Below are 20,867 nucleotides of genomic sequence, written 5' to 3' on the forward strand. Positions count from 1 at the left end.
GTGGGGCCAGCGTTGTCCCCCGCGCCCGGAGTGCCTGCCGAGACGGGCTCGGTGCCGCTGCCGTCCGAGGCCGTGGTGCGTGGCTGGCTCACCGACCTGTTTCGTCCGGCGGTCGCGTCGCGTCGGAGCCGGCTGGTCGATCGGCTTAGGGACAACCCGTACCTTGATCTGCTCTTTCCGGCCCTCTTCGAACTCGACGGGTTCGGTCGTGAGCTGGCGGGGAAGACCTGGGATGCGCGGACCGGGGCCTGGGGCACGAACCCGGAGTTCCCGGGCGCCGTGGTCGCGCTGGTGGCCGAGGACCGCCTCGATCGCACGACGGTCCTCGACGCGACCGTGCGGCGGCTGCTCCACGGTGACAGCGTGGCCGCCCTTCGCCCTTTCGTGATGCTGCACGACGGCCTGCAGCCGACCGTTCCCGAACTGGCGGCGCGCGCGGACGACTACGCCCGGATCCTGATGACCGCGCCCTCGGCTGTCGCCACGCTGGCCCAGCGTGCGTTGCGAGCCGTCGACGACGCGGCCTTGCTCCCGCTCGACACGCTGCTCGAGGTGAGCGGCCCGGTCCTGGCCCGTCCGGAGAAGTCCCTGGTCAAGAGCCAGCTGTCCTGGCTCGACAAAGTGGCCCACAGGTCGGGCACCCGCGCCGGCGAACTCACGGCGACGGCGATGGCCGCGTTCACCCACCCCGCGCTCGACATCCAGGACCATGCCGTCACCGTGATCGAACGCCATGTGGCACACCTGGACCCCACCACCGCCGTCGTACTGAGCGAGGTCGCACACACGCTCGGCGCCGACCTGCCCGCTCGCATCACCCGCTTGTCCGCAGCCTCTGGACCCGCGGCAGCCTCCTCCACGCCCGACTCCGGTCCCATCCTGGTGCCGAGGGGCGTGGCACCCACACCACCGCGGCCGTCTGGTTCGCCGACCTGCTCGGCACCGGAGCGGGCCGTCGTGACACCGACGGTCGCGTCGGCGCCCACGGGATCCGCGCTGTCCGTGGCATTCGCGCCGATGGTGGGAGCCGTGGCATCGGCGGGAGTCGGGCCGCTGGTGGGAGCCGCGGCGCCGGTCGCGGTGATGCCGGCGCCGATCGGGAGCGTGGTCGAGCTGGCTGAGGAGATCGGCGCGCTGCCGTATCAGGAGACCGCAGTGCGGTGGGAGCGAATCGTAGCCGCCCTCGTCGCCGTGCGGCCCACCGATGACGTCGCGGTGCTGCGGACCGTCGTCGGGCGGGTCGGTGCGGACTTCGAGCGAGTCGTGTGGCCCCCACGTCCGCATTTCACCAGCCTCTACGCCGCGATGTGCCATCTGATCGGCAGGCCGGTCGACGTCGAACGGATCACCGGGGAAACGCCGCTACTGCGCACGGCGCCTGATCGGCTGCTGGCATTACGAGTCGCGGAGGTGGCCGCGGCGTTGTCGGGTACAGGCACCCCAACCAGCGCTGACAGCGTCACACCGGCCGGCGACGAAGCCCACACCATGGACGGCGACGGCGACGGCGACGGCGACGGCGGGAGCGGGAGCGGGAGCGGGAGCGGGGACCAAAACGCCGGTCGTGGCTACGACGGCGCTGGCGGCGCGGACAGCAGTGTGGGCGGCGACGGTAGTGGCGATGAGGCGGCGGCCCGGAACGGCGGTTCAGGTGTGGTGACATCGGGGACGCGACGACGACAGGACCGGCCGGGAACGGTGGCCGGTGTGCCGGTGCTGATGGCGACGCCGACGCTGGCGAACGGGAGTCTGGATGCGGGGACGCTGGTCGCGCGGCTGCGGAGGGCGGAAGCGGAAGGCTGGGAGCCGTTGCCGCTCGATCTGGAGCAGGCGTTGCTGCGGTTGCCGCGGGGCACCGATCCGGCGGTGACGGACGGTCTGACCACGGCAGCGGGGCGGCGGCTGGCGGACTGGCTGGCCGGTGACGGTCTGACGGACCCGGTCGGTGTGCGCGTGGGGCAGACCGCTGACCGGGAAGGATCGGGTGGCGTCGCGCGGATCGTGGTCAGCCTGGTGCCGGCCCGTGCGGGGCGGCTCAGCGTCGAGGAGCCATTGGTCACCTATGACCGGTTTCCGGTGCGAGCCTTCGACCGGGGGCGCTGGGTCCTGAACGCCGAGGTCCTGCTCGCGACGCTGCCGCACCACCGGGAGGTGAGCGCGGCGTGGCTGCTGTCCGGGATCGCGGCGCAGGCCGACGAGGACAGGCGCGGTGGGGGAGAGATCCTGCCCCGGCTCGCCGAGTGTTCCGGGCCGATCGGGCCGGCGATGTCGTTGGCGCTGGCCTATGGGCTGTCCGCTCGCGATGACGCCGATCGGGTCGCCGCGGTCGACGCCTTTCTGGCCCTGGCCGCCTCGGGAGACTCCCGAACCCCGGCCGGAGAGCCGTTCACCGTGGCCGTGGGCCGGGACCTCGCTGAGCTGGCGAACGGCGGGATGGTGAAGCTGAACCGTACGGTGCTCGCCCTGGCCGATGCTCATCATGGTGGTGCGTCTCAGGCAGTCGGCGAACTCGTGTTCGCCATGCTGCCGCTCGTTCTCCGGCCCGCACCGCAGGAGGCATCGGATCCGACGGTGCCCGCACCCGCGCAGCGAGGGCTGGCGGATCTGCTGGAACTGGGATCGCAGGTGGCCGGGGCGATTGGTGTCCGAGCCGAGATTCCGGGGCTCGCCGTGGTCGCTCAGCGGCGGGGAAGCTCCCGGCTGGTCAAGGAGGCGAGACGTCTGCAGGCGATGTTGACACGCTGAGCTGCGAAAACGGGACAATGTGCCGGGTGCCGGGTGCCGGGTGCCGGGTGCCGGGTGCCGGGTGCCGGGTGCCGGGTGTGGTGAGTTACGGGAGGGAGCCGGAGAAACGGGTGCTGGAAGCCATGGATCTGTAGGCGGCCAACGCGGCGGTGTCCGTGTCGAAGCGGAAGTTGTACTTCGTGCCGGGCTGGTTGTCGGTGTCGAACCAGACGACGGCGCCGATGGAGGACGTCTTGGTGACGTACGCGGAAAGCTTCTTGATCCATGTGGCCTTGGCGGAGACGGCGGCGGTCTCGGCGAGGACGATGGGCTTGCGGGCGCCGTAGCTCTTCACGATGTGGGTGAAGAGCGTGGTCGGGGACTCGCCGGAGAAGTTGTAACCGGAGACGCCGACCCAGTCGACGTAGTCGTCGCCCGGGTAGTAGTGGTCCATGGCGTTCCAGGAGGCGTCCGGGTTGTCGGCCCAGTTCGGGGCCCAGCACCAGGCCACCGTGGCGTCGGCGCCGTTCTCGGTGAAGATCTTGCGCATCCGGCGCCAGGCCTTGATGAAGAGGGCGGGCTTCTTGTCGTTGTGGGTGCCGTCCCAGGCGAACCAGTAGCCGTTCATCTCCCATGCCCAGCGGAGCAGGATCGGGCGGTTCATCCCGGCCATGGTCTTCGCGGCGGTGGCGATCATCTCGTCCTGCGAGCCGTCGTTGATCGGGCCGAGGTCCCCGCCCTTCCACGAGATCATCAGGACGCTGTCGGCGCCGATGTCCGGAAGTGACCCAGGCATCCAGCCGGTCCACGGGTAGAAGACGTGCTCGATCGCCTGGTCCCGGCCGAGTTGTTCGCGACGGAAGGCGAGGGCTTCGGCGTACGTCTTCCCCTCGAGCGAGAGGTACGAGCCGAGCATGGCCCGGCCCTCCTCGAACGGTACGGCGCCCCCGGCGGTGTTCGCCGAGGTCACGGATGATGTGGTGCTCGGTGAAGCCGCTGCTGACGAGGGTTCGGAGACGGCGGCGCCGGACGAGGACGGCGAAGCGGAACACGCTGCGGGGAGTGTCAGGGCGAAGAGTGACAGCACGCTCCGGCGGCCCAGGCCACGGCCGTTGCTCACACCATCTCCTCAAGACCGGCGGCAGATACGGCGTCCCATCATGCCGGGCGATGCTGTGACGATCCTGCGCCATGAAATATCCGGAAAATCGGAAATATCCGCAAGCACGAGCGGGCGGCGACGGACGGGGCCGTGCGAGACCGACGGATCCGGGCTGGGCGAGCGAGGGCGAGCGAGGGCGAGGGCGGCCGGACAGGCCGGGCCGGCCGGGCCGGGCGGGCCGGGTGGGCCGGGTGGGCAGGGCGGACAGGGCGGGCAGGGCGAGGTGGTGCCGGGCTTGGGCGGGCGGGGCGGGTGGGTGGGGCCGACGGTCCGGTAGGCCGGAACTGATCAGTCCAGAGAGGCGTGGAGCTTCCAGGATGTCAAGCGTGGGCGGTCCGGCAGGGCGATCCGGCCCGTGCACCACAGCAGGCCGTCGACCGGGTCCGCGCCGGGGGCGTTCGGGAACAGCCGGGCCAGCACCGCGGCGCACAGGTCGGCGGGAGGACGCCACTCCGGAGCGCCCAGGCCGCGGGTCACGTCCCACGTGTGTAGCAGGATCTCGTTGACACCGAGCGCCGCGAACCCGTCCGGGCCGGTCGGGCCCCAGTGCCAGGCGCGCGCTTCGGGGCCGCGGGAGCGCACGACCGTCGCCAGGATGCGCCCGGCGGCCGTCACTACCTGTAGCAGTTCCGCGTTCGACGCGACCGGGCGCGCCACGAGGTCGTGGGGCAGATAGGCGTCCTTCGCACCGGTGGCGAGCTGTGCCGCGTACGCGAAAAGGTCGTGAGCGATGTGGGCGACGGTCGCGCGGCAGGTCCACTCCAGGTCGCCGGCGGCGGCCTGCCAATCATCCTCGGTGAGCGGCGTCAACGCCGCCAGCAGTTCCCCCAGAGCCCGCTCGACATCGTCACCCGTCATTTCGCGAGCGTAGAGCCCACCCCGCCGGCCCCGCGCGGATTTTCGCCCGGGCCTGCGGGAGGGGCGGATCCGCCGGCAGGAAGGGAGGGGTGAGGGAAAGGGAGAGCCGTAGAGGGCCGGGCGCCCGGGACGAAGCGGAAACGCCCGGGCTAGCTGTGGTCCTCGGCGGCGGTCATTCGTGGTGGGCGGTTCTCGTACGGCGTGGACAGCACCACCGTCGTCCGGGTCGTGACGTTGGCGGCCGTACGGATGTCCTGGAGCAGGCGTTCCAGGTCGGCGGGGCTCTTCACCCGGACGAGGAGCATGTAGAAGTCCTCGCCGGCGACCGAGTAGCAGGACTCGATCTCGGAGAGGTGGGCCAGCCGGTCCGGGGCGTCGTCCGGCTGGGAGGGGTCGAACGGGCGGATCGCCACGAACGCCGTCAACGGCAGGTCGAGCGCCTCGTACGACACCTTCGCCGTGTACCCGGCGATGACGCCGCGCTGTTCGAGGCGGCGGACGCGCTGGTGCACGGCGGAGACGCTGAGGCCCACCCGTTCGGCCAGGTCGGTGTAGGACAACCGCCCGTCCAGGGTGAGGGCCGACACGATCGCGCGGTCGATCTCTTCCACGGCGGTAACCCTAGCCGACCCACCCCGGTCAGCCCGTCAGTGACCGGCTGATCACCAGGCGCTGGATCTGGTTGGTGCCCTCGACGATCTGGAGCACCTTGGCCTCCCGGAACCAGCGCTCCACGGGATGGTCGGCGACGTAGCCGTACCCGCCGAGGATCTGGACCGCGTCGGTGGTGACCCGCATCGCGGCGTCGGTGGCGAAGAGCTTCGCCTTGGCCGCCTCGATCGAGAACGGTCGCCCGGCGTCCTTGAGGCGCGCGGCGGCGAGCAGCAGCGCCCGTGCGGCGGAGACCTGGGTGGCCATGTCGGCCAGCATGAACCCGACGCCCTGGAAGCGCCCGATGGGGCGGCCGAACTGCTCGCGCTCCTTGGCGTATCCGGTCGCGTAGTCGGTGGCGGCCTGGGCCAGCCCGACCGCGCAGGCGGCGATGCCGAGCCGCCCGGCGTCGAGCGCCTTCATCGCGATGGCGAAGCCCTGGCCCTCCCCGCCGACGAGGCGGTCGTGCGGGATCCGGGCGCCGTCGAGCACGATCTGCGCCGGCGCCGTCGAGCGCAGGCCCATCAGCCGCTCGGTCGCCTGCGGCAGGAGGCCCGGCGTGTCGGCGGCGGCCAGGAGGCACGAGATGCCTTTAGGCCCGTCTTCTCCCGTACGGCAGAAGATGTTGTAGAAGTCGGCCTGGCCGCCGTGGGTGATCCAGGCCTTGGTGCCGGTGACCACCCAGTCCTCGCCGTCGGAGACCGCGCGGGTGGTGAGGCCCGCCGCGTCCGAGCCCCCGTGCGGCTCGGAGAGGCAGTAGGCGCCCAGGAGTTCGCCGCCGAGCATCTCCGGCAGGGCCTTGCGCTGGCGTTCCGAGCCGTAGAGCGCGACCGGGAAGCAGGAGAGCGTGTGCACGCTGACCGCCTCGGCGATGCCCAGCCATGTCGAGGCCAGGATCTCCAGGACTTGGAGATAGACTTCGTACGATTGGGCGGACCCGCCGTCGGCCTCCGGGTAGGGGAGTCCGAGCAGTCCGGAGCGCCCCAGCGTGCGCAGCACCTCCCTCGGGAACTCGCCGCGTGCCTCGAAGTCGTCGACCCGTCCGGCCAGCTCACGGGTGGTGAGTTCGCGGGTCAGGTCGAGGAGGTCGTACGCCTCGGGGGTGGGAAGCAGTCTCTCCACAGTCACCGCTCCAGCTTAACGCTCGTTCAACACCCGCGGAGTAGATTGCCCTCGATGAAAAGCGGGAAATCCTCACGTGGCGGCCGCGTGGTCGCCGGGGCACAGGCGTTGGTGCTGGTCTTCTACGTCGCGGGCAGTTTCGGGCTACTGCTGACGGCCGTCGTCCGCAGCGGCGACCTGGCCGGGATCGTGGACCCGAACCCCGCTCTGCTCGGTGACCCGGCGGAGGTCGGCCCGACCTCCTCGCGGAACCCGCTGACGTGGCTGTTCGGGATCGGCCGGATGCTGGCGGCGGCCGGGTTCCCGGTGATCGTGATGCTGGTGGTGATGGGAGTGGTGGCCGCCCTGCACGCCGGGAGCGTCGGGGACCGCCGGACGGTGCGACTGCTCCTGATCAGCACCGGGCTGTGGGGGATCCTGGCCGCGGTCGCGTTCACCGAGTACGGCTCCCGGATGTCCGCCTGGCTGCTGAGCTGATTCCCCTCAAGCCCGCCGGATAACTCCCGATATGCCGCCCTGACCCCCGGTACCCATCGGAAGGATCCGCATGCCCACCCGGCTGACCCGCTTCCTCGCCGCCGTCACCACCGGCTGCGCGCTGGCCGCCAGCACCGTTCTCCCGGCTCGGGCCGCCACCCCGTCGACGCTCTTCCGGACGTACACCGGCACCACGTCCTGGACCAGCGCCACGGTCAAACTCCCCGCCAAGAAGTACCGGGCCGTCGCCACCTACAAGTGCACCGGATCCGCCGGCGGATACCTCTACGTCTCCTGGCACGGCACCCCGTTCGCCTTCGAGATGGCCCAGTCCCGGAAGGCCAAGGGCACCATCACACTGACCGGCAAGCGCGGCGCCCGCAACGGCTACTTCGAGGTCAGCACCTGGTACAACTGCACCTGGACGCTCAAGGTCTACCGCTGACGGTTCGGCCGCGACCGAACGGTGCGCGCCCTACGGTCCGGTCCATGAACCCCGCCTCCGCCGTGGAACGGCACGTCACGCACGCCCTCGCCCTCGCCGAGACCTGGCCCCGGTGGAACGGCACCCCGATCCGGGTCGACGACCGCGTCTACACCCCGCACAAGGCGCTCCGCCGGATCACCGACCACCTGATCGACCACCTCGCCGAGATGGAGGCGCGGCTGGCCGGCCTCCCCACGTTCCCCGACCACTGGCACGCCTCGGCGATCACCACCCCCGCCGACCTGGCGCCGTTCACCGAGCGGGACCTCGAGGAGGCCCGCAGCCGCCTGACCCGGCTCGCCCAGATCTGGTCGGCCCGGCTGGGCACGCTCGACGACGCCCGCCTGGATCTCGTCGAGGGCGATGCCTGGACCCTGCGCGAGGTGGCGCTGCACGTGGCCGACGACTACTACGCCGATGCGGTCGGGTCACTCTGAGCGTTCCGCTTCCGCTGCTTCCAGCGTACGCCGTATCAGGCCGCGTCCTGTCTGCCTCTCGGGCCGCGTCCTGTCTGCTTTTCAGGCCGCGTCCTGTTGGCGTCGCCACTCGTCGTGGGCCGCCGACACCCGTCGCCACAGCGCGGCGCGCCCGCTCGAGTCCAGCTCGCCGAGGGGGATCCCGAAGAGCTCGGCGAGCACCGCGAAGTAGTCGTCCGCGGACTCCACCGTGGTCCGCCGGCTGTCCTCGCCGATCCGGGTCAGCGTCCGCCCGCGCAGGATGTCCGCGCCGCCCGCGTCCCGTCGCGCCACCACCAGCACCTGCACGAACCCCGACTCCGGCGAGGTCGTCAGGTGCCGGTGCATCTCGGCGAACGCCGGCATCCCCACCGCCTCGGCCCGGAAGTCCATGCCGAGGAAGCTCCCCCGTGGATCGTGGTCGAACCGCCATCCCCCGGGTTCGGCAGCCGACGTGCGGAGCGCGTACCGGAAAGGCCCCTGACGATGATCCCCGGCCACCAGCGGCAGCGGTGCGTGCAGACCGTCCCCCATCCCGAGGTCGACCAGCCACTCCCCGTCCGGCGCGTCCTCATCCGGCAGCCCCGCCACGGTCAGTACGACGTGGTTCCCGTTCGCACCGGCCGGCCGCGTCGCGTTCCCCTGCACCCCACCGAAGTGCCGGGTCACGGCATACCCGAGCGCGTCCAGCAGCGCGGCGAACGCCCCGTTCAGGTGAAAGCAGTAGCCCCCGCGCCCGCGCAGGATCCGCTCCACCGACTCGGCCGGCTCCACGGTGGTCGTCTCCCCGAGCCACACCGCGAGACCTTCATACGGTACGCGCTCCGCGTGCGCCCGGTGCAGCGCGCTCAGCCCGGCCGCACTGGGCGGCGCCCCGGCCAGCTCACGAAGCCCCAGCCTGCCCAGGTATCCGACCACGTCGATGGAGTTGCCCACCCGCCCCACTCTATCGATCAACACCCCACCTCCACCGCCCGCTCGGACGCGAGGGAGGTGCGTCGCTCAGGGTTTCGGGAGAGGGCGGCGGGGGATAGCGGGCGGCTGAGCGGACGACCTTCACCTACCCCGATGGAGTACGCCGGGTGACCCTGGCCGCGGGCGAGGAGTCCACGGTCGGCGTCGCGCTCGACCTGACCCCGGCCCTGGAGCGCGACCCGCGAACCCGCACGTGGTCCCCGCGCCCGGGGGAGTGGCGTTTCGCCGCTGCCCCGCACAGCCCGGCCACTGATCCGGCGGCGGCCGGGGTGCAGGGGGTCCACACCGGCCGGTCGGCCGGTTGATCAGCGCGGGTCGCCGGGCAGGGTGGCGTACGCGCACTCGGTGACGTAGGGCAGCGCGAACGTGTCGCGGCCGAGCAGGTCCGGGTGGGTCGCGGTGAGCTGGCGTACCTGGGCCAGCACGGCGGCCCGCTCGTCGGCCGGGAGCAGGATGATCCGGCTGCGCGAGGCGACCATGTCGAGCAGTTCGGCGCGCTCCAGATCGTGCGTCCACTCGAAGACGGCGCGGACCGGGGTGCCGAACGGCGCGCCCATCGTGGTGTCCCGCGGCTGCGTCTCGGTGGCGATGACGCCCCCGAGGCGGCGTACCCAGTCGGCGCGCTCGTCGCGGACGTTCCAGATCAGTCCGAGGCGCCCGCCCGGCGCGAGGACCCGGGCCACCTCGGGGAGGGCGCGTTCCGGGTCCACCCAGTGCCAGGCCTGCGCGACCAGGACCACGTCGACCGAGGCGTCCGGCAGCGGGATGTCCTCCGCGGTGCCGAGGTGGGCGGGCACGTCGGGTACGGCCTTGCGCAGCTCGCCGAGCATCCCCTCGGACGGGTCGACGGCGACCACGTCGTACCCGCGCCCGCGGATCTGCCGGGTCAGCTTCCCGGTGCCGGCGCCGAGGTCGAGTACCCGGGCCGAGGTCGCGGCGGGCAGCAGGAAGTCGAGCGCCGCCGCGGGGTAGGGCGGCCGGCCCCGCTCGTAGGAGTCGGCGGCGGCCCCGAACGACGACGCGGCGGCATGGTGATCCACATCGGCGATCGTAACCGTCCCGGCGCGCGAACAGACGTACGGTATGTGCGAGTTTCAGATCTTCATGGGCCGGGTACTCGAAAGGCCGGGTACTCGAAAGGCACAGAGGCACCCGATACCGACCATGGAGGTAGACGATATGAGCATCGCCGACAAGGTCAAGAACAAGGCCGAGGAGCTCACCGGCAAGGCCAAGCAGGGCATCGGTGAGGCGACGGACAACGAGCGCCTCTACGCCGAGGGCCAGGCCCAGGAGGCCGCGGCGCACGCCAAGCAGGCCGGCGAGCACGTCAAGGACGCCGGTAAGGACGTCCGCGACGCCTTCAGCTGAGCCGCACCGCGCGGAACGCCCCCGGCACCTGGCGCCGGGGGCGTTCCGCGTCTGATCAGACGAGCGCGAGCGTGCGCTGCTTGCGCCACCAGTCCTGGCCCGCGGTGGGGAGCGTGTCGATCGGGTCGTAGTACGCGTACAGCTTGGTCAGGGCCTCGCCGTCCTCGGACTCGATCGAGGTGCGGTAGTTCTTGGTCCAGTACGAGATGCCGTGCTCCCGGTCGTACTCCGCGACCATGTGGACCCAGCGCTTGCCGACGAACGGGACGTCGCACACGATCCGCGGGGTCGCGTAGCCGGGCAGGTAGCCCATCATGTCGTGCTGCAGCTGCTGGGCGTGCCAGACCGGCACCCGCCAGTGCTCCGCGTTCGGGATCATGTCGCACATGTAGAAGTAGTACGGCAGGATCCCGGCCTCGCCCTGCAGCGCGAAGCAGAGGTCGAGCAGATCCGCCGTGGTCGCGTTGACCCCGCGCATCAGTACGCCCTGGTTGCGCACGTCCCGCACGCCGACCTCGAGGAGCGTCCGCACGGCGCGCCCGACCAGCGGGGTCAGCGAGTTCACGTGGTTGACGTGGGTGTGCACGGCGAGGTTGACGCCGCGCCGCTGGGCGGTGACCGCCACCCGGTGCATGCCCTCGACCACGTCGTCCTGCAGCCAGTGCTGGGGCAGGCCCATCAGCGCCTTGGTGGCGAGCCGGATGTCGCGCACCGTCGGCACCGACAGCACGCCCATCAGATAGGCCTCCAACTGCTTCCAGGGTACGTTCGCCACGTCCCCGCCGGAGACGACCACGTCGCGGACCCCGGGGTGCGCCTTCAGGTAGTCGAGGTGGGCGGCGTACCGGTCGACGGGCTTCTGGAGCAGCTTGAGTTTGGCGACCGCCGGGGTGCTGTTGCCGACCAGGTCCATCCGGGTGCAGTGGCCGCAGTACTGCGGGCAGGTCGAGAGCAGCTCGGCGAGCACCTTCGTCGGGTACCGGTGGGTCAGGCCCTCGGCCACCCACATGTCGTGCTCGTGCAGCGAGTCCCGGCTGGCGTTCGGGTGTGACGGCCAGTCCAGGTGGCGGTCGGTGGCGACCGGGAGCATGTAGCGGCGGACCGGGTCGGCGTAGAACGCGGCGGTGTCCGGTGCGGCGTACGGCACCATGGTGTTGAGCATTTGCGGCGGGATCAGCATCGACATGGTGGCGAGCCGCTGCTGGTCGGTCTCGAGGTCGGCGTAGAACGTCTCGTCGACCAGGTCGCCGAGGACCGCGCGCAGCTGCTTCACGTTCTTCACGCAGTTGACCCGCTGCCACTGGGCGGACTCCCACTGGGCGGTGGTGACGTCACGCCACCCGGGGAAACGGGTCCAATCCGGCTCGACGAGCTCGCGCCGCTGGTACTCGTAGGGCTGTCCCGCTGGAACCGAAGACACCAGATCCTCCCCGAGGAACGACTGACTGAGCACTGGACGACACTGATCAACGTACTGGAGAATCTTCGGTCTAGAAACCATGACTACGGAAGATTTACGGTAGGGCGGCCGTTGACGGCGATTCTTTGACGAGAGTGGGTTGTGGGCATGGCGTTGTCGGTGGGGCTGAACCGGGTGCTCGAGCCGGCCGGGGTGCTGCCGCAGGCGGCCTGGCGACTGGACGCCTCCCCGGCGATCGGCCCGGACGAGGTGCGGGTCCGCGTGCGGCGGCTGAACCTCGACGCCGCCAGCTATCGGCAGCTCGCGGAGAAACACGAGGGTGACGGCGAGCGGATCCGCGCCGAGGTGCTCGGGATCGTCGAGCGCCGCGGCAAGATGCACAACCCGGTCACCGGCTCCGGCGGCATGCTGATCGGCGTGGTCGAGGAGGCCGGCCCCGCGTCGCCGCTGGCCGTGAAGCCGGGGGACCGGGTCGCCACGCTGGTCTCGCTCACGCTGACCCCGCTGCGGATCACCGACGGGCTGCGGGACTGGGACGGGCTGAGCGAGCAGGTCCCGGCGGACGGCACCGCGATCCTCTTCGGTCGCTCGATCGTCGGCGTGCTCCCCGACGACCTCGCCCCCGAGCTGGCCCTGGCCGTCTACGACGTCTGCGGCGCCCCCGCGCTGGTCGACCGGATCGTGCGCGGCTATCCGGGGAGTCCGGCGGTCGCCGTGCTCGGCGGTGCCGGCAAGAGCGGCTCGCTGAGCCTGGCGGCGGCGCGACGGGCCGGTGCGCGGACCGTAGGCATCGTGCGCGACGAGCGGGAGGCCGCGGCGCTGCGGACGGGTGGTCTGGCCGACCGCGTCGAGATCGCCGACGCGCGGAACCCGGTCGCGGTCGCCGCGGCGGTCGGCGAGGCGCAGGTCACCGTGGTCTGCGTGGACGTCCCCGGCTGCGAGCACGGCGCGATCCTGGCCACCGCCCCCGGCGGCACGGTGATCTTCTTCTCGATGGCGACCAGTTTCTCCGCGGCCGCGCTCGGCGCCGAGGGCCTGGCCGCGGACGTCACCATGCTGGTCGGGAACGGCTTCGTGCCCGGGCACGCGGAGTTCGCCGTCGACCTGTTGCGCAGCACACCCGCCGTGCGGGCTCTGTTCGAGGCGCGGGTCGCGGGAGACTGACCGGCATGACACAACCCTCGGTCCGCTACACCAACGGTCGCTTCTACTCCGCCGCCGAGCCGCGTGCCACCGCGATGCTGGTCCGGGACGGGAAAATCGCCTGGCTCGGGGAGACCGCCGACGCGCCCGCCGCCGACCGGACCGTCGACCTGGCCGGCACCCTGGTCACGCCGGCGTTCGTCGACGCGCACCTGCACGCCACGGACACCGGCCTCGCCATCGATGGTTTGGACCTCTCCGGCGTACGGTCGTCGAAGGAGCTCCTGGACGCGGTCACCGCGTTCGCCGCGACCCGCCCGGCCGACGGGGTGGTGCACGGGCACGGCTGGGACGAGTCGACCTGGGCCGACCAGACCCCACCGACCGCCGCCGAACTGGACCGGGCCGCCGGCGACCGCCGGGTGTACCTCTCCCAGGCGTCCGTGCACTCGGCGCTGACCAGCACGTCGTTGCTCGCCGTGGCCGAGGGCGTCGAGGGCTACCACCCGTCCGGCTGGGTCCGCGAGCACGCCCACCACGCCGTCCGGGCGGTCGCGCTGGACTCGATCACCCCGGAGCAGCGCACCGCCGCCCAGCGGACCGCGCTGGCCCGGGCCGCGTCGCTCGGCATCGCGAGCGTGCACGAGTGCGGCGGGCCCGGCACGTCCAGCGAGGTGGACTTCGCGTCGGTGCTCGCGCTCTCCGGACGGGGACTGCCGGAGGTGATCGGCTACTGGGGTGAGCTCGGCGGCGCCGAGCGGGCCCGGGACCTGGGCGCCCGGGGTGCGGCGGGCGACCTCTACGCGGACGGCGCGCTCGGCTCGCGGACGGCGTCGGTGCGGTGTGCGTACCACGACGGGGACCGGGGACTCGGCGAGGCGTTCCTGACCGCCGAGCAGGTGGCGGCGCACGTCCTGGACTGTGTGCGGCTGGGCTTCCAGAGCGGCTTCCACGCGATCGGCGACGCCGCGATCGACACCGTGCTCGACGGCTACGCGCTCGCGGCCAAGCGGATCGGCGTGGAGGAGCTGCGCGAGGGCCGGCACCGGATCGAGCACGTCGAGCTGATCGACAAGGCGATGATCGCCCGGATGGTCGAGTTCGGCCTGGTCGCCTCGGTGCAGCCGGTCTTCGACGCGCTCTGGGGCGGCCCGGACCGGATGTACGCGCAGCGCCTCGGCGCCGAGCGGGCCCTGGAGACCAACCCGATCGGCGCCATGCACGCCACCGGCGTCCCGCTCGCCTTCGGCTCCGACTCGCCGGTCACGCTGCTCGACCCGTGGTCGATGGTGGTGGCCGCGATCGCGCCGCGGAACCCGAAGTACCGGATGAAGGTGCGGGCCGCCTTCGCCGCGAGCAGCCGGGGCGGCTGGCGCGCCGCCGGCGTCGACGGCGTGGGCGTGCTGGCGCCCGGCGCGTCGGCCACCTTCGCCGCGTGGGACACCCCGGGCGGGCTGAGCGAGGGACTGCCGGCGCTGCTGCCGGACATCGACGGCGTGGTGCCCGGGCGGCCGGTCTGCCGCCGCACCGTGCTGCACGGCGAGACCATCCACGAGGAGTAAGGACAACAGCCTTGGCCGGGAAGCTGGATCTGGACCCGCACGTCGTGGCGCGGGCACGGGCGCTCGCCGCGCGGGCCGGGCAACCGGTCGTCGACATGGCGCGGTCGCACACCACCGTCTCGGTCGAGCGGGCGGTGCTGCGGCTGGCCGGGGTGACCGGCGCCGATCAGGACGGCATCCCCTGGGTGAACCGGCTGGTCGACGCGGTCCGCGCGGACGTGGGACTCGGGCACGGCGTGGCCGTCCCGGTGTTCCACGCCGCGGCGGCGACCGGCGTCGACGACCTCACCGTGCTGGCCCAGAAGGCCGCCGCGGGGGGTGTGCGATTCGGCGTACCGGAGAAGAAGCAGGAAGTGACCGCGGCCCGGCGGCGGGCGAAGAGGGCGACCGGCGACGGCCTGAAGCGGATCGACCGGCGGCGGGCCGAGCGGGACCGGCTGATCAAACGGCACGGCGATCCGCAGCAGCGACCGTGGATCTACCTGATCGTGGCGACCGGGGACATCTACGAGGACATCCCGCAGGCGCAGGCGGCGGCGCGGGCCGGGGCGGACATCATCGCGGTGATCCGCTCCACCGGCCAGTCGCTGCTCGACTACGTGCCCGAGGGCGCGACCCGGGAGGGGTTCGCCGGGACGTACGCGACGCAGGAGAACTTCCGGCTGATGCGGGCGGCGCTCGACGAGACGTCGAAGGAGCTGGGGCGCTACATCCGGCTGACCAACTACGCGTCCGGGCTCTGCATGCCGGAGATCGCGGCGCTGGCCGGCCTGGAACGCCTCGACATGATGCTGAACGACTCGATGTACGGGATCCTGTTCCGCGACATCAACCCGATCCGCACCTTCGTCGACCAGCGCTTCTCCCGGCAGGTGCACGCGCGTGCCGGGATCATCATCAACACCGGCGAGGACAACTACCTGACCACGGCCGACGCGGTCGAGGCGGCGCACACGGTGACGGTGTCGCAGCTGCTGAACGAGTTCTTCGCGCACGAGGCGGGCCTGGCGGACTGGCAGCTGGGCCTCGGCCACGCGTTCGAGATGAACCCCGACCTGCCGGACTCGTTCCGGATGGAGCTGGCCCACGCACTCCTCGCCCGGGAGCTCTTCCCCGACGCGCCGCTCAAGTGGATGCCGCCGACCAAGCACATGACCGGCGACGTCTTCCGCGGCAACCTGCTGGACGGCTTCTTCAACCTGGCCGGCGCGCTGACCGGACAGGGCATCCTGCTGGTCGGCATGATGACCGAGGCGGTGGTCACCCCGTTCCTCTCCGACCGGGACATCGCACTCCAGAACGTGAAGTACGTCCTCAACGGCGCCGGCAACCTGCACGAGGACTTCACCCCCGGCGACTTCATCAGAGGCCGCGCGAACCACGTCCTCGGCGAGGCGATCGACCTGCTGGAGCGGATCGTCGACGACACCCTGATGGAGGCGATCGCCGACGGCACGTTCGGCCTGATGAAGCGCCCCGCGACGCGCGGCAAGGGCCTCGACGGCGTCGCCAGGCACGACGAGGAGTACTACAACCCCGTCACCGAGGCTCTTGAGGTCGCCGGATGACGACAGACAGAAGGCGTCTTTTGCGATTTACTTGCACGATGGGCCGTCCAACTTCCGCTGGAGCCAGTCGTGCTGCGTAGCTTCCGGGTGACCAACCACCGATCGATCCGGGACGAGCAGGAACTGCTGCTGATGCCGGGGTATGAGCACCGGCTCTCCGTCCTGCCGGTGACGGCGATCTTCGGTGCGAACGCGTCGGGCAAGTCGAACCTGCTGGACGCGTTGCGCTGGTTCCAGAGCGCCGTACGGGGCTCCTACCGTTCCTGGGAGGCCGACGGCGGCATACCGCGCCGGCCCTTCCGGCTCGACGCTCTCTCCGGGATCCAGCCGTCGGTCTTCGTCGTGGATCTTCTGATCGACGGCGTGCAGTACGTCTACGGCGTCGAACTGGACGGCACGGCCGTTCTGGAGGAGTGGCTGCATTCCTATCCTCATCAGCGCAAACGGGTCATCTTCGAGCGGCACGGACAGACCGTCGAGCTCGGTTCCACGGTGCCGGAGGGACGTGGCCGGGCCGACCTGCTCGGCAGCCTGCTCCGGGAGAACGCGCTCCTGCTGAGCACCGCGGTGCAGGCGAAGCAGGACGAGGTCATGCCGGTCTACCGCTGGTTCGCCAACAGCCTGCGATTCGTCGGTACGGGTGTGATCCCGCGCCTGAAAGCGGAATGGGCCGAGCGTGTGATCACGGCGGTCGACAGGCATCCCGCCTTCACCGAGCTCCTGAAGGCCGCCGACCTCGACATCACGGACCTTCGGGTGATCGAGACCTCCGAGACGCCATCCGCATTGACGCTTGCGCAGGCTGATCGTCTGGCGGCCGAGCTCGAAGCGAGGGAGCAGGCCGCACCGATGGAACAGGCCTCTCCGGAGCTGATGAGACTGCGTCAAGAGCTCTGGCTTCTGCGGCGCCCCAGGACCCGGAAGGAGATCCTCTTCCTGCACGGTCCGGAGGGGATTCCGCTCGCTGTCGAGGACCAATCGGCGGGCACGCGAGCCTGGGTGGATCTTCTGGTGACAACGATGGATGCTCTGGAATCGGGGGCGACGCTGGTCACCGATGAGATCGACGCGAGCCTTCACCCGCGACTGACCGCGCGGCTCATCGAGCTCTTCCGGAGCGAGGCGACGAACCCCCGCGGCGCGCAGCTGATCTTCACCACGCACGATGCGACTCTGCTCGGAACGACCCTCGGTGAGGATCTGCTCCGGAGGGATGAGGTCTGGTTCATCGAGAAGAAGGGGAGCGCCTCGTCCCTCTATCCGCTCTCCGACTTCCACCCGCGTAAGGGCGAGAACCGGGAACGGCGATACCTGAGCGGAAGCTATGGCGCGGTGCCGGTCGTCTTCCCCGATTCGCTGGTCGATCGCCTCGTCGGTCTCCAGACGGAGGAGAGCGGAGGTAGCGATGTCGCCTCGGCGTGACCCTCCCCGTGGCAGGCGGGCGCCCGTCCTGACCGGCCGGCGGCGGATTCTGATCGTCTGCGGCGCGGAAAAGACCGAGTCGGCCTACTTCAAAGGGCTCCGGGACGCTCAGCGGCTCGCGACCATGAGCGTGGCGGTCATCGAGAAGGGGCAGGCGTCGCCGGACGAGGTTGTGCGGCACGCCAAGCGCCGAGCCGAGGGCGAGGACTACGACGAGGTCTGGTGCATCGTCGACGTCGACCGGTTCGAACGGGAGGGCGGCAAGATCAGTGAGGCGGTGCGCCTCGCCGAGGCCGCGGGAATCAAGGTCGCCGTCTCCAACCCGTGCTTCGAGTTGTGGCTGCTCCTCCATCGGGAGCAGTGCACCGCGCACTGTGCCGACTGCGGGGTGGCCGAGCGGCTCCTCAAACGCCGGCTGCCGGCATATGACAAGACGCGGCTCAGGTTCGCCGACTTCGCCGGCGGAGTGCAGGTGGCTGTCGAACGGGCCGAGAGGCTGGAACCGACCGGGCGCGAACACACCGTGAACCCGTCGAGCGGGGTGTGGCCCCTCGTGAAGATGATTCTGGAGCAGACATGAGCATCGTGCGGCCGTACGGGGACACCACCGGGGACGGGATGGTGCAGCTCTCGTTCACGCTGCCGATTCCGCACGACAAGCGGGGTGAAGGGGCCGCGCTGCAGCTCGCCGGGAAGATGGGCATGGATCCGGCGATGCTCGTGCACGCCAAGCAGATGGGTGACGGCTACACCTTCTTCGTCGTGTACGGCAAGGTCGCGCACCTCGTCGACACGGAACAGGTGCAGGTGGTCGAGCGGGACTACCCGCTGCTCAGCGCCAAGGAGGTGAACGCCGTGATCAAGCGGCGGCTGCGGCGGCGGCTCAACGTGGTCGGCGCCTGCATCGGCACCGACGCGCACACCGTCGGCATCGACGCCATCCTCAACCTCAAGGGCATCGCGGGGGAGAAGGGCCTGGAGTACTACCGGGAGCTCTCGGTCACCAACATGGGCGCCCAGGTCTCCGTCCCCGATCTGGTCGAGACGGCCCGCGCGCAGAAGGCCGACGCGGTGCTGGTCTCCCAGGTCGTCACCCAGCGCGACGCGCACCTGCAGAACACCCGGGCCATGTCGGCGGCGTTCCGCGAGGCGCTGCCCGCCGGGCGGCGCCCGCTGCTGATCGTCGGCGGACCCCGGTTCGACGAGCTGATGGCCGGCGAGCTCGGCGTCGACCGGATCTTCGGCCGGGGCACCACACCCCGGGAAGTGGCCTCCTACCTGGTCCACGCGCTGATAGGGAGCGAGAATTGATCACCGTTGTGCACCGGCGTTACGTCCCGTACGCGCACGCGCACTACGCCGGGAATCTGGTCGACGGGGCGTACTCGCTCGGCCTCTTCGGCGACGTGGCCACCGAGGTCTGCATCCGCCTGGACGGGGACGAGGGGCTGTTCGCGTCCTACGACGACGTGCAGTTCAAGGCGCCCGTGCAGGCCGGGGACGTCCTGGAGGTGACCGCCACCGTGGTGCACATGGGCACCCGGTCGCGGCGCATCGCGTTCACCTCGGCGGTGGTCTGCCGGGGGAGCGGCGGGTCGTCCGCCGAGGTCCTGGCGGAGCCGATCATCGCGGTGACGGCGGTGGGCACCGTGGTGGTGCCACCCCGGTGACCTCCGCGGTCTGCGTGGACGTCGGGTCGACGTACACGAAAAGCGCCCTCATCGATCTGATCGAGGGGCGACTGGTCCGCCGGGCGGAGGTGCCCACCACCGCGGGCACCGACGTGCTGCGCGGCCTGGAGGAGGCGGTGGAGGCCGTCGGCGGGCCCGGCGACGGCCTGTACGTGTGCTCGTCGGCCGGGGGCGGGCTGCGGCTGGCGGTGATCGGCTACGAGAGCCTGGTGACCGCGGAGGCCGGGCACCGGGTCGGGCTCTCCGCGGGCGCGCAGGTGGTGCACGTCGGCGCCGGGCGGCTCGACGGGCCCGCGCTGACCGCCCTGCGCGGCGCCCGGCCCGACGTGATCCTGCTGGTCGGCGGGACGGACGGCGGCGACGGCGAGGTGCTGCTGCACAACGCCCGGCGGATGGCGAACAACCGGCTGCGGGTCCCGGTGGTGCTCGCCGGGAACGCCGACGTCCGGGACGAGGCGGCGGCCCTGCTCGCCGCGCGGGGCGTACCGGTCACGGTGACCGGGAACGTGCTGCCGAGGATCGGGGTGCTCGACCCGCTGCCGGCGCGCGCGGCGATCCGCGAGGTGTTCCTGCGCCACGTGATCGGCGGCAAGCGGCTGTCCCGGGGCCCGCGGTTCGCCTCGCTGGTCCGGGCCGCCACGCCGGACGCCGTGCTGGCCGGGGTGGAGCTGCTGGCCGACCTCGCGAACGCCGGGGTGCTCGTGGTGGACGTGGGCGGCGCGACGACCGACGTGTACTCGGCCCTGATCCCGGACGCCGAACTGTCGCACGGCCCGCAGCGGGACGTCGCCGGAACCCTGTGGCGTTCCCGGACAGTCGAGGGCGATCTCGGGGTTGCAGTGGGTGCTTTCAACTGCATAAATGCCGCTATTTCCGAGCAAATAGCCCGACCGGAATCGGACGTTGAGCTCGCCGCTGCGGCGGCGAGGATCGCGCTCCGGCGGCATGCCCGGGGCCACGCCGCCGCGCCGGGGCAGCCCCGCACCGGAGGGCGGGATCTGCGTGACGTCCGGCTCGTCGTCGGTTCCGGCGGTGTCCTCCGGCACGGTGGTGGCGACTATGTCCTCACCTCCGTTTTATCGGATGTGTCCGGTGGGTGGGCGATCCCGGAGAACGCCAGGACCGTGGTCGACCGCGAGTACGTCCTCGCCGCCGTGGGTCTGCTGCGCCGGGACCATCCGGCGGTCGCGCGGGAACTGCTCGGCGGGATCCTCACCTGACGGGTACTACCCGACCGTGTCGCTGTGCCAAGTCCCACTCGGCCGGGCCGTGGTCCGGTCCGCCCTGCCGCCGGTGCCGCACCGTCCGCTGCCGCGCCGTGACCGGCCGCGATGGACGGCCGATCGACGTCGATCGGCCGGGCCGGATCCGGTGAACATCGGGACACGCCGACGTCTGCGACACGCCGGGGTGCGGGCCGGGCGGTTGACAGGACGCCCCCGTCCGGACGTACCGTCTTCAGGTCCTGTTCACGGCGAGCGGCCGCGATCCGCTTCGCTCTCACACCCACTGGCCGCAGTCCTCGCAGGGGTCGCGCGTTCAGCCAGGTCCAGGGGGTGCGGGTGCGCGAGCGGCGCGATACCCGGGCCGCGACACGGTGGCGCCGGCGGGTCTAACCAGGCCAGTAGACAACGGCACGTCACGGGCAGCCAGCCCGTTCCGCGCCGGTCCGAAGGTCTCGGTGACGCCCGGCACGGCACCCCGACCGTGACACGGGGCGGGAGCACGGGAGGGGCGTAGCCGAATCGTGGCCGCGCCCCTCCGTCGTCGCAGGTAATC

21 protein-coding genes are annotated in these 20,867 nt (G+C 71.4%); 14 read left to right on the forward strand and 7 right to left on the reverse strand.

Features of this window, described 5'->3' with window-relative positions:
• The first annotated feature begins 51 nt into the window (after window positions 1-51).
• On the forward strand, window positions 52-2,745 hold the full coding sequence (locus AB0M08_RS10285) for a DUF6493 family protein (protein ID WP_364491198.1): 2,694 nt from the start codon (window positions 52-54) through the stop codon (window positions 2,743-2,745).
• An 85-nt stretch (window positions 2,746-2,830) separates the two neighbouring features.
• On the opposite strand, the gene AB0M08_RS10290 is transcribed toward AB0M08_RS10285, so the two are convergent.
• The 4 genes from AB0M08_RS10290 to AB0M08_RS10305 form a co-directional block, all read right to left on the reverse strand.
• Complete coding sequence (locus AB0M08_RS10290; protein ID WP_364491200.1) at window positions 2,831-3,694, reverse strand: glycosyl hydrolase; 864 nt, start codon at window positions 3,692-3,694, stop codon at window positions 2,831-2,833.
• Between the two features lie 480 nt (window positions 3,695-4,174).
• Complete coding sequence (locus AB0M08_RS10295; RefSeq protein ID WP_364491202.1) at window positions 4,175-4,744, reverse strand: maleylpyruvate isomerase N-terminal domain-containing protein; 570 nt, start codon at window positions 4,742-4,744, stop codon at window positions 4,175-4,177.
• Window positions 4,745-4,893: 149 nt separating this feature from the next.
• Window positions 4,894-5,355 (reverse strand): Lrp/AsnC family transcriptional regulator, encoded by a 462-nt coding sequence (locus AB0M08_RS10300; RefSeq protein ID WP_364491204.1) that lies wholly within the window; start codon window positions 5,353-5,355, stop codon window positions 4,894-4,896.
• Window positions 5,356-5,383: 28 nt separating this feature from the next.
• Window positions 5,384-6,523: an acyl-CoA dehydrogenase family protein gene (locus AB0M08_RS10305; protein ID WP_364491206.1), complete on the reverse strand. Its 1,140-nt coding sequence runs from the start codon at window positions 6,521-6,523 to the stop codon at window positions 5,384-5,386.
• A 48-nt stretch (window positions 6,524-6,571) separates the two neighbouring features.
• On the opposite strand from AB0M08_RS10305, the gene AB0M08_RS10310 reads away from it, so the two are divergent.
• From AB0M08_RS10310 to AB0M08_RS10320, 3 genes are all read left to right on the forward strand, one after another.
• Window positions 6,572-6,994, forward strand: a complete 423-nt coding sequence (locus AB0M08_RS10310; protein WP_364491208.1) for a hypothetical protein — start codon at window positions 6,572-6,574, stop codon at window positions 6,992-6,994.
• A gap of 70 nt (window positions 6,995-7,064) precedes the next feature.
• Complete coding sequence (locus AB0M08_RS10315) at window positions 7,065-7,439, forward strand: hypothetical protein (protein WP_364491210.1); 375 nt, start codon at window positions 7,065-7,067, stop codon at window positions 7,437-7,439.
• Window positions 7,440-7,483: 44 nt separating this feature from the next.
• Complete coding sequence (locus AB0M08_RS10320) at window positions 7,484-7,918, forward strand: hypothetical protein (RefSeq protein ID WP_364491211.1); 435 nt, start codon at window positions 7,484-7,486, stop codon at window positions 7,916-7,918.
• Between the two features lie 81 nt (window positions 7,919-7,999).
• Here AB0M08_RS10320 and AB0M08_RS10325 read toward each other — a convergent pair whose 3' ends face one another.
• Window positions 8,000-8,872, reverse strand: a complete 873-nt coding sequence (locus AB0M08_RS10325) for an arylamine N-acetyltransferase (RefSeq protein ID WP_364491213.1) — start codon at window positions 8,870-8,872, stop codon at window positions 8,000-8,002.
• A 146-nt stretch (window positions 8,873-9,018) separates the two neighbouring features.
• On the opposite strand from AB0M08_RS10325, the gene AB0M08_RS10330 reads away from it, so the two are divergent.
• The gene (locus AB0M08_RS10330) at window positions 9,019-9,216 is read left to right on the forward strand and encodes a hypothetical protein (protein WP_364491215.1); all 198 of its coding nucleotides are present in this window, start codon (window positions 9,019-9,021) and stop codon (window positions 9,214-9,216) included.
• Here AB0M08_RS10330 and AB0M08_RS10335 read toward each other — a convergent pair whose 3' ends face one another.
• Window positions 9,217-9,951, reverse strand: coding sequence for a class I SAM-dependent methyltransferase (locus AB0M08_RS10335; RefSeq protein WP_364491217.1), 735 nt, complete (start codon window positions 9,949-9,951; stop codon window positions 9,217-9,219). It abuts the gene before it with no gap.
• 139 nt (window positions 9,952-10,090) lie between these two features.
• On the opposite strand from AB0M08_RS10335, the gene AB0M08_RS10340 reads away from it, so the two are divergent.
• Window positions 10,091-10,282 carry a CsbD family protein gene (locus AB0M08_RS10340; RefSeq protein ID WP_364491265.1) on the forward strand — a complete coding sequence of 64 codons (192 nt, stop codon included), beginning with the start codon at window positions 10,091-10,093 and terminating at the stop codon, window positions 10,280-10,282.
• 55 nt (window positions 10,283-10,337) lie between these two features.
• Here AB0M08_RS10340 and AB0M08_RS10345 read toward each other — a convergent pair whose 3' ends face one another.
• The gene (locus tag AB0M08_RS10345; RefSeq protein WP_364491267.1) at window positions 10,338-11,705 is read right to left on the reverse strand and encodes a lysine 2,3-aminomutase; all 1,368 of its coding nucleotides are present in this window, start codon (window positions 11,703-11,705) and stop codon (window positions 10,338-10,340) included.
• Window positions 11,706-11,849: 144 nt separating this feature from the next.
• On the opposite strand from AB0M08_RS10345, the gene AB0M08_RS10350 reads away from it, so the two are divergent.
• From AB0M08_RS10350 to AB0M08_RS10385, 8 genes are all read left to right on the forward strand, one after another.
• Window positions 11,850-12,866: an L-erythro-3,5-diaminohexanoate dehydrogenase gene (locus AB0M08_RS10350; RefSeq protein WP_364491219.1), complete on the forward strand. Its 1,017-nt coding sequence runs from the start codon at window positions 11,850-11,852 to the stop codon at window positions 12,864-12,866.
• 5 nt (window positions 12,867-12,871) lie between these two features.
• On the forward strand, window positions 12,872-14,407 hold the full coding sequence (locus tag AB0M08_RS10355; RefSeq protein WP_364491221.1) for an amidohydrolase: 1,536 nt from the start codon (window positions 12,872-12,874) through the stop codon (window positions 14,405-14,407).
• An 11-nt stretch (window positions 14,408-14,418) separates the two neighbouring features.
• A complete protein-coding gene (locus AB0M08_RS10360) occupies window positions 14,419-15,975 on the forward strand; it encodes a lysine 5,6-aminomutase subunit alpha (protein ID WP_364491223.1) in 1,557 nt (518 codons plus the stop codon).
• Between the two features lie 69 nt (window positions 15,976-16,044).
• Entirely contained in the window at window positions 16,045-17,397 is a 1,353-nt protein-coding gene (locus tag AB0M08_RS10365; RefSeq protein WP_364491225.1) for an ATP-binding protein, read from the forward strand.
• Window positions 17,381-17,977, forward strand: coding sequence for an RloB family protein (locus tag AB0M08_RS10370; RefSeq protein WP_364491227.1), 597 nt, complete (start codon window positions 17,381-17,383; stop codon window positions 17,975-17,977). The genes AB0M08_RS10365 and AB0M08_RS10370 overlap by 17 nt, the downstream gene beginning before the upstream one ends.
• A complete protein-coding gene (locus AB0M08_RS10375) occupies window positions 17,974-18,708 on the forward strand; it encodes an OAM dimerization domain-containing protein (RefSeq protein ID WP_364491229.1) in 735 nt (244 codons plus the stop codon). The genes AB0M08_RS10370 and AB0M08_RS10375 overlap by 4 nt, the downstream gene beginning before the upstream one ends.
• Complete coding sequence (locus tag AB0M08_RS10380) at window positions 18,705-19,067, forward strand: hotdog domain-containing protein (RefSeq protein ID WP_364491231.1); 363 nt, start codon at window positions 18,705-18,707, stop codon at window positions 19,065-19,067. The genes AB0M08_RS10375 and AB0M08_RS10380 overlap by 4 nt, the downstream gene beginning before the upstream one ends.
• Complete coding sequence (locus AB0M08_RS10385; RefSeq protein WP_364491233.1) at window positions 19,064-20,308, forward strand: glutamate mutase L; 1,245 nt, start codon at window positions 19,064-19,066, stop codon at window positions 20,306-20,308. Before AB0M08_RS10380 ends, AB0M08_RS10385 begins: the two co-directional genes overlap by 4 nt.
• Window positions 20,309-20,867 lie beyond the last annotated feature (559 nt).

It is taken from the genome of Actinoplanes sp. NPDC051851 (genome assembly GCF_040681165.1).
Taxonomy (GTDB): domain Bacteria; phylum Actinomycetota; class Actinomycetes; order Mycobacteriales; family Micromonosporaceae; genus Actinoplanes.